At 40.3% G+C, this 14,973-nt stretch carries 7 protein-coding genes; 3 read left to right on the plus strand and 4 right to left on the minus strand.

What is annotated here, in order from left to right; all coding sequences use genetic code 11:
- The first annotated feature begins 718 nt into the window (after positions 1–718).
- Positions 719–2,830, plus strand: a complete 2,112-nt coding sequence (locus tag FZF08_RS17495) for a PQQ-binding-like beta-propeller repeat protein (protein WP_159471061.1) — start codon at positions 719–721, stop codon at positions 2,828–2,830.
- A 341-nt stretch (positions 2,831–3,171) separates the two neighbouring features.
- On the opposite strand, the gene FZF08_RS17500 is transcribed toward FZF08_RS17495, so the two are convergent.
- Positions 3,172–3,939, minus strand: coding sequence for a DeoR/GlpR family DNA-binding transcription regulator (locus tag FZF08_RS17500; protein WP_229216579.1), 768 nt, complete (start codon positions 3,937–3,939; stop codon positions 3,172–3,174).
- Between the two features lie 211 nt (positions 3,940–4,150).
- Between FZF08_RS17500 and FZF08_RS17505 the strand changes: the two genes are divergently transcribed.
- Positions 4,151–7,324, plus strand: coding sequence for a SusC/RagA family TonB-linked outer membrane protein (locus FZF08_RS17505; protein ID WP_159471065.1), 3,174 nt, complete (start codon positions 4,151–4,153; stop codon positions 7,322–7,324).
- Between the two features lie 27 nt (positions 7,325–7,351).
- A complete protein-coding gene (locus FZF08_RS17510) occupies positions 7,352–8,632 on the plus strand; it encodes a RagB/SusD family nutrient uptake outer membrane protein (RefSeq protein ID WP_159471067.1) in 1,281 nt (426 codons plus the stop codon).
- A 427-nt stretch (positions 8,633–9,059) separates the two neighbouring features.
- On the opposite strand, the gene FZF08_RS17515 is transcribed toward FZF08_RS17510, so the two are convergent.
- The 3 genes from FZF08_RS17515 to FZF08_RS17525 form a co-directional block, all read right to left on the minus strand.
- A complete protein-coding gene (locus tag FZF08_RS17515; protein WP_159471069.1) occupies positions 9,060–11,438 on the minus strand; it encodes an ABC transporter permease in 2,379 nt (792 codons plus the stop codon).
- Between the two features lie 122 nt (positions 11,439–11,560).
- A complete protein-coding gene (locus FZF08_RS17520) occupies positions 11,561–13,954 on the minus strand; it encodes an ABC transporter permease (protein WP_159471071.1) in 2,394 nt (797 codons plus the stop codon).
- 133 nt (positions 13,955–14,087) lie between these two features.
- Positions 14,088–14,744 carry a family 16 glycoside hydrolase gene (locus tag FZF08_RS17525; RefSeq protein ID WP_159471073.1) on the minus strand — a complete coding sequence of 219 codons (657 nt, stop codon included), beginning with the start codon at positions 14,742–14,744 and terminating at the stop codon, positions 14,088–14,090.
- Between the last annotated feature and the right edge of the window lie 229 nt (positions 14,745–14,973).

A 14,973-nucleotide genomic window follows, 5' to 3' on the forward strand; every position in this document is an offset into this window, starting at 1 on the left:
AGCAATTTTCTTCTATAAACAGGACACCACGATGTGGTGGATGGATCAAGCGAGGTTTATTCCTATTGATTACCCTTTTTTATATGGAAAAACGAAATGTATAATTTAATAAATATCGGATCAACCAACCGCCCCCCGCTCGTTAGAGCATCCTGTTTATAGAAGAAACCAACAAAGTACAGTTTTGAATAGGATATGGTGAATATTGTATTTGAGTTATATAAAAACATTTTAATCTATCCACAGTCGCCCTTATCCGGAAAATTTCTTGTCAAATGAAGAAACATCTCACAATTCCAGCAGATTCCTAACGAAGTCAGGAGATTGAGCGCGCAATTTTTTTCTATAAACAGGACACCATGATGTGGTGGATGGATCAAGCGAGGTCTATTCCTATTGATTACCCTTTTTTATATGGAAAAACGAAATGTATAATTTAATAAATATCGGATCAACCAACCGCCCCCCGCTCGTTAGAGCATCCTGTTTATAGAAAAACCTCGTAAGATTCCAGGTTTGGCTCCGTTGGGAGCCTCCTGTTTTTCACGCCTTATTTTGATTAAAAACGCACACCAAATTAATTTCATTAGCACACTAAACCCATACAAGCCAATAATTTATTTGAATTCCACCATTATTCACTCAAAACAATTAACTTCACTTTTTACTGAAAAACTGTTGAACAAATCAAAATTCCCCAAATCACCTGAACCCGTTAATGAAAAAAATATTTTTACCCGCCATTGTTCTCATGGCTGTTTTACTTGTGTCCGCACGGCTTACAATTCATGACAAAAAGAAATCGTCCGACGTTGATTGGCCAGAATATCTTGGTGGATCAGACCGAAATCACTACTCTGCTTTAACTCAAATAAACACTTCCAATGTTGGCCAATTGACCAAAGCCTGGGAATACCACTCGCTGGATTCCGGGCAGGTGCAATGCAATCCGATCATTGTAAGCGGAACATTATATGGCGTGACGGCAACCAATCAGGTTTTTGCGCTTGATGCCGCAACAGGAAAAGAAAAATGGAAATTTGCAGCCGGAAAAGGTGGTGGGCTTAACACCAATCGAGGTGTAACGTACTGGACAAGTGGAAGCGAATCCAGGATTTTGTATGCTTATGATTCCTGGCTTTACGCAGTTGATGCGAATTCGGGGAAACCCGTTAAATCATTTGGAGAAGATGGAAGAGTAAGCCTCAAAAAAGGATTAGGAGAAACAGCGAAGGATAAATTTGTGATTTCAAATACGCCCGGAACACTTTTCGAAGACCTGATCATAATGCCGTTACGGCTTTCGGAAGGTCCGGATGCCGCTCCTGGGAATATTCAGGCGTTTAATGTGAGAACTGGTGAATTGGCCTGGGTATTCCACACGATCCCTCATCCGGGTGAATTTGGCTACAATACCTGGCCTAAGGATGTGTATAAAAACACGGAAGTTGGTGCTGCTAACAATTGGGCTGGTATGGCGGTTGATAAAAAACGTGGCATTTTGTTTGTACCAACAGGCTCGGCAGGTTTTGATTTTTATGGAGGAAATCGTGCCGGTCAAAATCTTTTTGCCAATAGTTTGCTGGCTCTCAATGCAAGAACCGGCAAAAGAATCTGGCATTTCCAGCTGGTTCATCACGACATCTGGGATCGCGATATTCCGGCGCCGCCAAATTTGATCACAATTAAAAAAGACGGAAAACTAATTGATGCCGTTGCGCAGGTTACCAAAGCTGGTTTTGTTTATGTTTTTGACAGAGTTACAGGAAAACCTGTTTATCCGATAAACGAGGTTGCAGTACCAAAAAGCGATATTCCGGAGGAAAAATCGTGGCCAACACAGCCTGTTCCTACCCTGCCCAAACCTTATGCAAGAACAACATTTGCAGAATCGGACATTAATCCGCATTCCGCTGATCACGATTCTCTGCTAGCCGTTTATCGCAAAGCCAACAAAGGCATGTTTCATCCTTTTGGAAAAACGCCAACTATCATTTTGCCTGGTTTCGACGGTGGTGCAGAATGGGGCGGAGCGGCCGTGGATCCTGACGGGATTATGTATGTCAACGCAAATGAAATGCCCTGGATTGCAAGTCTGTCGCCAACACCAAAAGATGATGAATTATCCAATTTAAGTCCTGGGCAACGGGTTTATACATTAAATTGCGTGGTGTGCCATGGTCCTGAGCGCAAAGGAAATCCAAAAAGCGGATATCCCTCCCTGGTTGATATTGGACAAAAGCGTGAGCGTGATTATGTATCTAATCTTATTACGAGCGGAAAAGGAATGATGCCTGGTTTTACGAGCATTACAGGAACAGAAAAACAAGCGCTTATTGCGTTTTTGTTTGGTGATGAAAAAGTAGAGATCATCTCGGATTTCAAAGAGAAAAAAGGGCCTTACGTTCCTTATAAGTTTAATGGTTATAACAAATTCCTGGATAGTAAAGGATATCCTGCGATCAGTCCGCCGTGGGGCACTTTAACAGCCATCGACTTGAATACAGGAAAACATGTCTGGCAAAAAACGCTGGGTGAATTTAAAGAGTTAACCGCGAAAGGAATCGCTCCAACGGGAACAGAAAATTATGGCGGACCGGTCATTACAGCTGGTGGTCTGTTATTTATTGCGGCTACAAAAGATGGAATGTTTAGAGCTTTTGATAAAAAAACAGGGAAATTATTATGGCAAACTGAATTGCCAGCGGCAGGTTTTGCCACGCCAAGTACCTATGAGGTGAATGGAAAACAATACATTGTTGTGGCCTGTGGCGGCACAAAACTTGGAACAAAAAAAGGTGATAGTTACGTAGCTTTTGCATTACCGTAATTTGTGTTTCAAAAGAAAATGGGTCAGGCAAAATATGTCACCCTTTCAGGGTTTAGATTTCGCACGATCCATCTTTTTCTATAATAATATCATCCCTTCGGGATTATAGCAACAGGAAAATTCTAGATTAAATTGAAGCAATGAATTGACACATATCAGCTTGGCCAGAGATACATTATTTCAAAATTTCCGAAAACATAGTTCTTGAAAAATCCCGAAGGGATGACATTATTATAGAAAAGCCTTAACATTCGACAAACCGAACCCTGAAAGGGTGATATATCAATTGCTAAGGCTTTTTTATTATCAATCAAAAATTGCAACTAAAACATCTTTATAAATTATAAAATCACCAAATTATCTCTCCGATACGCTTTAAGATCTGAACTTCCCACTTCCAATTCTGTAACCAGATAATTCACTTCTTCCAGGTCACAAACTCTTAAACGCTGCACAGTATCCAGTTTTTCCGAAATTGTCAGAATTGCCGTTTGCTTCGATGCCTTCATCATAGCACGTTTCACCTGCACAGTTTCCATATCGGTTTCTGTAATTCCTTCATTAAAACTAATCCCATTGGCACCTAAAATGCACAAATCGGCATGAATATCAGCAAGTCGGCTGATCACCTCACCACCAGAACTGATCTGCGAAGTTTTCGCAATAGTTCCTCCTACAAAAATCACCGTCGCATTCGCATGATCACAAAGCTGCAAAGCCGTTAATAAACTCACTGTAAAAAAGGTCGCCGAAATATCCTTGGGGATCTGGCGGATAAGTTCGCTCACGGTTGTCCCTCCTCCTATGACCACAAACATATCATTTTTGATTAATGAAACCGCTTTTTGCGCAATTGCTTCTTTTGCGGTGGCAGCATAAGCGCCCGACGTGGAATAACTGAACTGATATGATTTTGACAATGCACCGCCATGTACTTTAACAAGTTTCCCAGCCTCCGACAACTCATTCAGGTCACGACGAATGGTATCTTCCGACACATTCAGGGTAACACTTAAATCCGAAGACAATGCACGGTTGTGCAGATTTATCTGCTTCATGATGAGCATTTGTCTTTCTTTCTTCATCATGGAGGTTGCAGGCTGAATCATACGTATATCTCAAATAATTCTACAAATATTCTGAAAAGCAATTTTATATTTTTGATAAAAGTATTTATAAAAAATAATCTACGGCATTTTTAAGATATTTTATTTACAAAAAATTCTGTTACCCTATTGATATTTGAAATTCATATGCGGATATTTGTCGATATCAATGCGTTTTTCTGAGCTTTTGTAACATCTCCTTAAAAAATCATTTATGAGAAAAAAGGTCTATTTATTTATACACCACTTGCGGTCTGTGACTGTACTGGCAGTGGTGATGCTTGTTTCAATACAAGCCATGGCACAGTCCTATGCCATCAAAGGCAAGGTAAAGGACGACAATGGACAAGGCGTTCCTGGTGTTTCGGTACTGATTAAAGGAAGCAGCGTTGGTAGTGTGACGGATGCCGAAGGTACGTATACGCTAAACGCTGATTTGAAACCTGGAAATTATTCTCTGGATTTTTCTTCAATAGGATACGCATCAGTAAGCCAGAATGTAACCTTAGGCTCACAGACTTCGTTAACTGTCGACGTGACTGTTAAAGAATCCGTAGCTGTTTTGGATGAAGTTGTTGTCACTGGTTCAACCATTAAATCAACGCGCAGACAGTTAGGAAATTCGATTAACTCCATCAGTTCAAAAGAACTTGTCAATTCTGGTTCAGCTAATTTATTTTCGGCATTACAAGGTAAAGTTCCCGGTGCGCAGATCACACAAAACTCCGGAGATCCTTCCGGCGGGATGACGATCCGTCTGCGTGGTATCAAATCTTTGCAGGGAAATTCGGATCCTTTGTATGTAATTGATGGTGTTATTTTGAATAATGCTTCTGTCAACGTTTCTCAATACGCGTTATCCGATCAGGTTGGTTCTGCCATTGTCGGCACAAACCGAATGGCTGATATCAATCCTGCTGACATTGAATCAATGAACATTATCAATGGTGCAGCTGCGGCGGCCCAATATGGTTCACGGGCATCCAATGGTGTGGTTTTGATTACGACAAAACGTGGAAAAAACGGAGCTCCTCAGATCAATTTTTCTACAAGTGTAAGTGTAAACGAGCTTCGTAAAAAATTAAAGATCAGCACCTATGGAAAACAATTTGGCTATTCAAGCTTACGTCTTGGAACGATTACAGGACTAACGCCGGCACAAATCGCGGCAAATCCAGGAACCACTACAACACCTATTACCCGTGACGGTGTTACAGCAAACCTTGCGACAAACGAAGTTGATGTTCAGCGTTATGATTATCAGGATGAGATTTTCAGAACAGGCGTTGGCACTGATAATGCACTTTCGATCAGTGGTGGAAATGAAAGAACGCAGTATTATGCTTCTCTTTCGTATATGAAAAACCAGGGAATTGTTCAGGGAACTGATTTTCAACGTTACGGACTTCGTGTTCGTTTGGAACAAAGACTGGCTAGCTGGGCGAAACTTTCAACCGGAATTACCTACAACAATAGTTTTTCCAATGAAAAGCCAAACGGAAACGTTTTTTACAGTCCGATCAACTCGATCAACATTACAAACAACATTTACGACATAACCAAACGTGATGCGAACGGTAATTTACAGGCTGTGGAACCAACCCGTGTGAATCCGCTGACAGTTGTTGAAGACATGAAATTCACACAAGCTGTAAACCGTACTGTGAATGATGTTCAATTAAATTTAACTCCATTAAAAGGATTGAATATTGACTGGGTTTTTGGTATTGATGCATTTTCTCAGTTGGGAAAAAATCTAATTCCACCGTATCCGTACGCTACAATTTCGGGACTTCCTGCTGAACGTTATCCAAAAGGTTTTGCTGCCAATGTGAACAGTACAACATTCCAGTATAATAACGATATCAACATTTCTTACGAACGTGATCTGACTCCGGATTTCAAACTGAATGTTGTTGCCGGTACAAGTTATCAGAATAGCAAAACAGATATTTCATCTGCCAGCGGACAAAATCTTGCTCCCTTTATTCAAACGGTAAGCGGTGCAGCAAGTACGACTGTAAAAGCAAATTATACTTTGGACCAGTTTGACCTGTTCGGTGTTTTCGGACAAGCTACTTTTGGTTATAAAAACCTGGCATTTATTACGGGAGCTGTTCGCAGTGATCGTTCCTCTAAATTTTCTTCTTCGCAATCGCACCAGACTTACCCAAAATTCAGTGCAAGTTTTATTCCTTCCGATCTTGATTTCTGGTCAAAAGGCGGTCTTGGTAAAGTTGTTAACACAGCCAAACTTCGTTACTCATGGGGCAAATCAGGTAACATGACCGGTATCGGAAGTTATGATCGTTTCTGGCAATTCAATTCAGCTCCGTTCCTGGGTCAAAACACCATTTTACCAAGTGGAACTTTGGCTAATCAAAATGTAAGACCCGAATTTATGACAGAAAATGAAGGTGGATTTGACCTTACTTTCCTGAATAATAAATTGACTTTGGGTGTAACTGCTTACAAGCAAAAAATCACGGATCTTGTTGTAAACCGCGTTTTGGCAGCAACCAGCGGTGGTACAAGTGCTATTGACAACGTGGGTCAGATGCAGAATAAAGGGTACGAAGTTAGTTTGACTTATTCCCCAATTCAAACCAAAGATTTCACCTGGGATGTTAGTGTGATTTACAGTCAAAACCGTAATAAGATCATCAAACTGGGAAGTCCATTAATTCTTCAAAATACGGTTTCCGGTGCACCTTCCTACCTGATTGAAGGACAGGCTGCCAGCGTATTTTACGGAACATTTTTTGCACGTAAACCTGATGGAGATTTACTGTTAACAGGCCAGGGCTTGCCACAATCTCAAAAAGGAGTTCAATCTGCAACGAATCCTCTGGCTTATACCCCATCGCCAGTAAATGCTGAGGGACAACCTACTACCAATACTACGGTTAGAAAAATCATAGGAAATCCTAACCCGAAATGGACTGGTTCTTTTGTAAGTAATTTCACTTACAAACGCATCGGTTTCCGTTTCCTTCTTGATGCTGTACAAGGTATGCAGGTTTTCAATGCTGACCGTCGTACGCGTCAGGGTGTTGGTATTGGTGATTATTCTGAAAAAGAGTTAAAAGGAACTTTGCCACGTGGTTATGTTTATTCGATTTACAATACCGAAGAATGGCGGGTTGACAATGCATCTTTCGTGAAACTTCGCGAGATAAGCCTTTCATATTCTTTGCCAAACATTATCAAAAACGTAAAAAACATCAACATTGCACTTTCCGGTCGCAATCTAATTTCATGGGATAAATACGATGGTTATGATCCTGAAACAAATGCTGGTGGTAACAGTGATTTATTGCGTGGTGTGGATTTTGGAAACGTGCCGATTCCGCGCACGTATCAGGTGAAGATTTCTGCCAGTTTTTAATTTGCTCATCAACACAATCTTTTTGACATGAAAAAAACACTTATATATACAATTCTGGCATCAGGAATTTTGACCTTCAGTTCCTGTGAGCAAAAAGAATTTCTCAACCCGAGTGCGGCCAGCGAAACGCAGGTTGTAAACGATGTCTACGGACTTGTGGCGCTTTCCAACGGGCTTCAATACCGTTACAGCGTAGGCGGTGGCGGGGTTGTTTATTCCATGATTTCTGCCAACGGACTTACCACAAAAGAGTTATTGGTATTAAATGCAGGAAATACGGATCTGGATTTACTAAGCAAAGGTTCAGGAAACGTGCAAGGCAGTAACGCGGTGATCACATCACTTTGGGCTCAAAGTCATCTGACAAAATCCAACGCGGATATCATTCTTAAAAATATTGACAAAGCCGGTGATCCTGCTCTAAAAAGTGGAATTCTTGCTTACGCTTCTATTTTCAGAGCTTTGGCTTTGGGTGATCTGGCCGAATTCTGGCAACAGGCTCCTATCGGCACCGGAACAAATATCGCTTTCAATACCCGTGAAGAAGTTTTGAAAGATGCTATAACCACGTTGGAAACAGCAGCTACTTCCATCGCTACAACGCCACCATCCGCCGATTTTACAACGCGGGTTGTCAACAGTATTGATATGCCAAATACAATCCAGGCTTTGATAGCGCGGTACAGTCTCATGTTGGGTGATAATGATAAGGCGCTGACAGCTGCAAACAAAGTTGATCTGACAAAAAAATCAGCTTTCAACTATGATGATGTGAGCCAGAACCCGATTTTCTTCAGCTCGTTTGGAAACAGAAATGTAACGGAACCGATCAGTACTGCGCTGGGTTTACCGGATGAATTGAAACCAGCGGCTGCTGACAAACGAGTAAGTTTTTATACGCAAACGGCTACACCGACGAAAAATTTGGGAACCGGTTTTTTTACAGCAAATACTGCCCAGATTCCGGTTTATTTGCCGGGAGAAATTACGCTGATTAAAGCAGAAGCATTAGCCAGAAAAGGCACTGTGGATTCTGCAATCACCGAACTAAACAAAGTGCTTACTAAAACCACAGATGCCTGGGGAATTGGTGCTGCACTGCCGGCTTATTCAGGTGGTATGGATGCAACTTCGGTTTTGACCGAAATTTATAGAAACCGTTGTATCGAATTGTTTATGTCGGGACTGAAATTGGAAGACAGCCGTCGTTTTGCACGTCCTGCAACCGAACGCAATCGCACCTGGTATCCTTATCCTACCAACGAACGTCAGAATAATTCAGCCACACCGGCAGATCCGGCAAACTAATTTTTCAGGATAAAAAGTAAATGCCAGAATCAGGAATTTCTCCCGGTTCTGGCATTTTGCTTTTCCTGTATACAGGAGCAATTTAACGTTATTTTATTTTCATGGCTCCTTGATAAACAAGTTGCTGTTAGAATAATAGTGGTCCCGACAATTGTCAGAACCACTATTGAATTACCAGCAACCTATCCAGTATGATTCTGAATAAAAATCTAATGGACTTCAAACACTAAAAAAGGGATGCCAGAAATTAAGTTACTACCTATCAGTTATTTAAAATATTTTATTATAAATAATTCGTTCGATTACGAACAGTTTTGTTCGGTTTTAATTATAAAATCTCAATCTTGATAATACTGTATTCCGGCCCAGGGAATAAATCCCCTGGTTACAACGTCGGTCATGCCGATGGCATTAGGATTTACCTATCCTACTCTGAACGAAGCGATTTTACGGGATTCATTAAAGCCGCCTTGATGGCCTGATAACTTACCGTGACGACTGCTATGGACAAAGCAATAAAACCAGCTAAAACGAATATCCAGGGAGAAATTTCAATTCTATAAGCAAATTGCAGAAGCCACAGATTCATGGCATACCAGGCAATCGGCGAAGCAATTATAATTGAAACAAATACCAGTTTTATAAAATCAAGGGACAACAATCCAACAACTCCCGCGACGGAAGCACCCATAACTTTTCTAATACCCACTTCGCGGGTTCTCTGTGTGATACTGAATGCGGATAATCCTAACAATCCCAAACAGGAAATAAGAATGGCGAAGGAAGCAAAACCGATGAATAATTTACCAAACCGATGTTCATCCCGGTATTGATTGTTATACGCCTCATCGGCAAAGAAATAAATTAACGGCAAGTCAGGAACAAGTTCTTTCCATTTTTTTTCAAGCTGTTGAATACGTTTAGGCATGTTTTCTGCTGAAACATTTAAAGTCAGGAAAGTGAAAAATCCCGGAGAAATACGAAGCATCAACGGCTGAACCTGTTCCTGAAAAGACCGAAAATGAAAATCCTTAACCACGCCAATGACTAAACCGTTGACATTCAATTGTGAAAAACGCTTGCCAATCACATCTTGCGGATTAGCATAACCCAAACTTTTTACCGCAGCTTCATTAATCAGTATTGTTTCTCTCAAATCTGCCCCATATTGTTTTGAAAAGCCTCGCCCCGCAATGACGGAAATTTGATATTGCTTCAAAAAATCATAATCAACGAAATAAGTATCCAGTTGAAAATCCTGCATGTCGCTGCTTTTATTTTCAAGTTTCGTAGGATAGATATGATTGGATTTGCCGGGAATACTGGAAGAAATTGTGGCCGCTGTGATCCCAGGAATTTTCGTTAACTGATCTTTAATTGATTCTTCATGACTGGTAATCTTATCATCGTACTGAAAGTCAATAACCAGCATATGATCCTTCCGAAAACCCAATTCCTGGTTTTGCATAAAATGGAGTTGACTATACACCACAATCGTTGCGACGATTAGAATAATAGAAACCGAAAACTGTGTGATAACCAACGCCTTTCTAAACGCGATTCCTTTCGTAACAGAAACAAATCCCCCTTTCAGAATACTGACAGGCTGGAAACGTGAAAGAAAAAACGCAGGATAAATCCCGGAAAGTAATCCAATACTGACGGCAATTAAAAACAGGATTCCTAAGTTTGCCGGACTTTGAAAGATACTGATGTTAATTGTTTTTCCTGCCAAATCATTAAAATAAGGCAAAAACAAACTGCAAAGAATTATCGAAAACACAAAGGAAGTTAATGCTAAAACCAAAGCTTCGATCAAAAACTGAAATACCAAAAGTGCTTTTGTGGTACCCAAAACTTTCCTGACTCCAATCTCTTTCGCACGCTGAATGGACAATGCAGTTGTAAGATTGATAAAATTAAAACAGGCAATAAAAAGTACAAAAGCCGCCACAAACGAAAAAATATAGACATGACTTCGGTTTCCGCTTACTGAACTTCCAGTCTTGGAACCGCGCGGTTTTCCATCCAGATAAACCTTTTTTAGTGGTTCCAACGCCAAGGAATATTGGCCTTTACTTTGATCGATATGCGCTTTTACAAAACCTGGAAACTTCGCTGTCAATGTTGATGGATCCTGATTTTCCGGCAACAATACGTAAGTATAAAAGAAAAACCGCTTGGAATTCTGCATCCATTCTTCACCTAATGTTGAAAGCGAAAAAAACATATCCACTTTAAAATGGGAATTGTCCGGAATATCTTTCATGACGCCCGTAACCGTAGCCAGTTCTTTTCCGTTGACTTTTAAAGTTTTACCAAGCGCATTTTCTTCTCCAAAATATTTACGCGCTGCTGTTTCAGACAAAATCACCGAATATGGAACATTCAGACTTTTCGACGGATTTCCACTTACCAAGGGAAAAGTAAAAACAGAAAAGATCGAAGAATCTACATAGGCTATCTTTTCCTCGCTATACTGCTCTTCTCCTTTTTGAATAATCAGATAATCAAGGAAAATCCGGGTAGTGGCCTGGACTTCCGGAAAAGCAGCCTGAATGGCTGGCGCCATAGTAGCTGTCGTACTTAACTGATCGGTTCCATGATCTGTTTTAATATCAGTAACCAGCCTGTAAATCCTGTCTGCTTTTTTGTGATAAGTATCATAGCTGAGCTCAAATTGAACAAATAGCAAAGCAAAATAACAGACGCTCATTCCGATGGTAAGACCGATCAGATTGATAACAGAAAATCCTTTTTGTTTCAACAAATAGCGTATTGCTGTCAGAAAGTAATTTTTGAGCATGGCGAGCAATCTGGTTAACGGTTAATATTTTTACTTTTTCACAATTACCTAACAAACCGAAGCGGTTTTACCCGATTTTTCAATCTGGCAAAACCGCATGGCTAATAGATCAGGTTTAAATTTTATTCCGATTTAAGCGATTTTACAGGATCCATCAACGCTGCGCTTACGGATCTGTATCCGACGGTCAGCGCAGCAATCAATAAGGTAGCGCCGATTGCCAAAAAGAAAATCCCCGCTCCGATTTCTTCACGATATTTAAAATCCTGCAACCAGCCATTCATCACCCACCAGCCTAATGGCGCAGCAATGGCAAATGCGACCAATAATAGACGCACAAATTCTTTTCCAAACATCCAGACAATGTTTGCGATACTTGCTCCCAAAACTTTTCGTACTCCGATTTCCTTGGTTTTCTGGGCAGCCATGAAGGATACCAAACCATATAGTCCCAAACAGCCGATAAAAATGGCAACACCGGCAAAAAACTGGATCAATTGCAGCATAATATCATCCAGCGCGTAGAATTCTGCAATTTTGTCATCCAGGAAAGTAGATTTGAAAACGTATTCAGGATATGTATCACTCCATATTTTCTCAATCGCAGTCATCGTCGGCTTCATATTAGCCATGTTAATATTGATCGCATAACTCCGATAATTTCTGTAATCAGAAATGATACAAATCGGATCAATATTGCTTCTGAAAGAATAGTTGTAAAAATCTTTTACAACGCCGACAACCGTGAATTTCCTCTTACCACCATCAAGGCTCAGTTGTTTTCCAAGAATGTCATCTGCCGATTTTAATTTCAGCTTCTTAACAAGCATTTCATTTACCACAAATTCACGCACTGTATCGGAAGGCATAATATTCCGCCCAGCTATCAATTTCAATCCAAAAGTTTTCAAATACTGATCATCAGCACTTTTCATATTAATACTAAATTGTTCATCCTCAGCGCGTGCATCATAACGCAATCTGGTATTGTTATTGGAATTTGCCGCAGGGGCAGTGAAGCAAAATGTACCCGATTTTATGCCTGGTAACTGCATAATCCTTGATTTCAGTGTACTCATTTTTGAGAGATCAGTCACTGGAAGCTGCAACATGACCATCGCATCTTTGTTAAAACCCAAATCCGATTGTTTTGAAAAACGCATCTGGTTTGCTATCACAATCGTACCAATGATCAGAATTTGTGAAATGGCAAATTGGGTAACGACAAGACCTCTTCTCAACGTAAATCCGCCCGCGCTTTTCTGTGATATTTTTCCCTTCAATGCCAAAATCGGTTGAAAACCAGCAAGAATTAATCCCGGATAAGAACCGGAAAAGAAGGTTACCACTACGACTAATCCAAGTAAAAAGAGAACTAACGCAAAATCTGAAATCAATGAAAGAGACAAATGCGCTTTAAATAATTCATTGACATACGGTAATGCGATGTAGGACAAAATCAATCCGATCAGTAGTGCGAAAAAAGTTATCAACGCTGTCTCCGAAATAAATTGCCAGAAAAGCTGAGATTTCAAACTGCCTAAAACCTTTCTCACACCAATTTCTTTCGAGCGACCAAGGGCTTGTGCGGTAGCAAGATTGACAAAATTGACGCAAGCTGTTACGATCAGAAAAATGCCAATGAAGGACAAAGCCCAAAGATTTTTCTTTTCCATATAACCACCTAATTCCGCATTGAAATGGATATCAGACAACGGTTGAAGTTTGAAAAGCCAGCCCTTGGATTCTTTTGGTGAATAATATTTTTTTGAAATGGCGGGAAGCGCTTTCTCAACAGTGGCCTGCGTAACACCACTTTTTAACAAAACAAAACAATTGGATGATGAAAAAACCCCCATCCAGCTATCGTCCTTTGCCAGCCATGCATTTTCGTCTTTCAGGTTTTCCCAGGGAAGATAAATTTCCTGATTCCGGTCTGTATTAACCGGCAGATCTTTTAAAATACCGGTGATTTTATAATTTGTTTCATTATTGATCCTGATCACCTGGCCAATGGCATTTGTTTTACCAAAATACTTTTCGGCAATTTTCTGTGTTATAATCGCTGAATTGGGTTCAGCCAAAACCGTTTTTTTATCTCCTTCCAGCAAAGGAAAATTCATGATATCAAAAAAGTCCGGCTCCGCGTAAACAACGCCATTTTCTTCTTCAAATTTCTTATTGTCTTTGGAATTTGGAAGCGAAATAAGCTGATCATTATAAACAACGACGCGGGCAGTCTTTTCGGCGAAGGCAAAATCATTACGAAACGCTTTTCCTAATGGCGTCGGAACACCGCTTTCCAAACTTACGGTCTCGTCATGAAACTCCGTAATCATGCGGTAAACCCTGTCAGAATTTGCGTGGAAGTTATCAAAACTCAAATGATACCTGACCAGCATGAAAATCAGGATGGCGCAGGTGATACCCAAAGCCAAACCAAGCACATTGATAAAAGCGTAAGCTTTACTTCGCTGTAAATTCCGGAGCGCGATTTTAAAATAGTTTTTCAGCATAACTTGGGTATGATTATGAAGCGAATATTGAAAAAACTATTCCAATTATCTGAATAGCTGACTATCAACAAATTAGCACAAAACCAATGTTCATTATCGAACGTTTCGTACGATGATGAACGTTTTAGAATATTTACTTTTGCGTTATTTTCAAATCGGAAAAATCTCCATCCGACCCATAGCCAACCCAAAATCCAAGTTTCCCTTTTGCGCCATTACTCAGTTTTTTAACAACCAGACTTGGCTGAGGGTTATTATTCACAAAAACCCTAATATCAGCACCTTCAACAACAATTTTCGCATGAAGCCATTCTTCCGGTTCCGGCGACGGATCGATTGGTTTTTCGTATTGATTTGGGTGCTGCTTTCTCAAAACCGGCCAGTCAAATTTCGGTAGTGAAATATATTGCACCGAGTGATTTCGTCTTTCTGTTTCGGTGGATTTAAAATTGAAGGGACGGAAATAAACGGCATCGTACGTACTATCATTGGAACCGTGAAAAGCGATACCGACAAAACTTTGCTGCAAAACATTTTTCCCTTTTACATCGAATTCAATAATTCCATCAGAAAAACGGATATCATCAATCCACGCAATTCCGGCATCCGGTTTTCCATCGAGGTGCAAGACATTTTTCTTAGAACCGGAAACGATTTCCGTTGCTGAACGATTTACAACATTAATTTTATTGGCTTTTAGCAAAGCAGGCAAATTGGGTTCAATGACTTTTTGCGCACGACAAACCAAACCTGTAAAAGCGAAAATTATGACAAAAATTGATTTGAACATGTTTGGATATTTATACTGTTTTAATTTTCACGCAAAGCTAAAAAAGTAAGGACAAAGGACGCTAAGAGTAAAAATTTGCGAGCTTTGCCCTTTTTCTTACCTTCTACTATATAACTTCTTCATGCTGCCTCAGCCATAAGCCTTTTTAGTGCCCTTTCTAAATTTGCAATTTTAGCCAATCTGTATTTTTCTCTGTATTCGTCTTGGTCGAAAGGAATAAAAGGCTGCT

The organism is Dyadobacter sp. 3J3 (assembly GCF_009801115.1).
GTDB lineage: Bacteria > Bacteroidota > Bacteroidia > Cytophagales > Spirosomataceae > Dyadobacter.

Excerpts from the sequence above, each read along its gene's own strand:
- FZF08_RS17495 (WP_159471061.1), top strand. The coding sequence starts at position 719 with ATGAAAAAAATATTTTTACCCGCCATTGTTCTCATGGCTGTTTTACTT.
- FZF08_RS17500 (WP_229216579.1), bottom strand. The coding sequence starts at position 3,939 with ATGATTCAGCCTGCAACCTCCATGATGAAGAAAGAAAGACAAATGCTC.
- FZF08_RS17505 (WP_159471065.1), top strand. The coding sequence starts at position 4,151 with ATGAGAAAAAAGGTCTATTTATTTATACACCACTTGCGGTCTGTGACT.
- FZF08_RS17510 (WP_159471067.1), top strand. The coding sequence starts at position 7,352 with ATGAAAAAAACACTTATATATACAATTCTGGCATCAGGAATTTTGACC.
- FZF08_RS17515 (WP_159471069.1), bottom strand. The coding sequence starts at position 11,438 with ATGCTCAAAAATTACTTTCTGACAGCAATACGCTATTTGTTGAAACAA.
- FZF08_RS17520 (WP_159471071.1), bottom strand. The coding sequence starts at position 13,954 with ATGCTGAAAAACTATTTTAAAATCGCGCTCCGGAATTTACAGCGAAGT.
- FZF08_RS17525 (WP_159471073.1), bottom strand. The coding sequence starts at position 14,744 with ATGTTCAAATCAATTTTTGTCATAATTTTCGCTTTTACAGGTTTGGTT.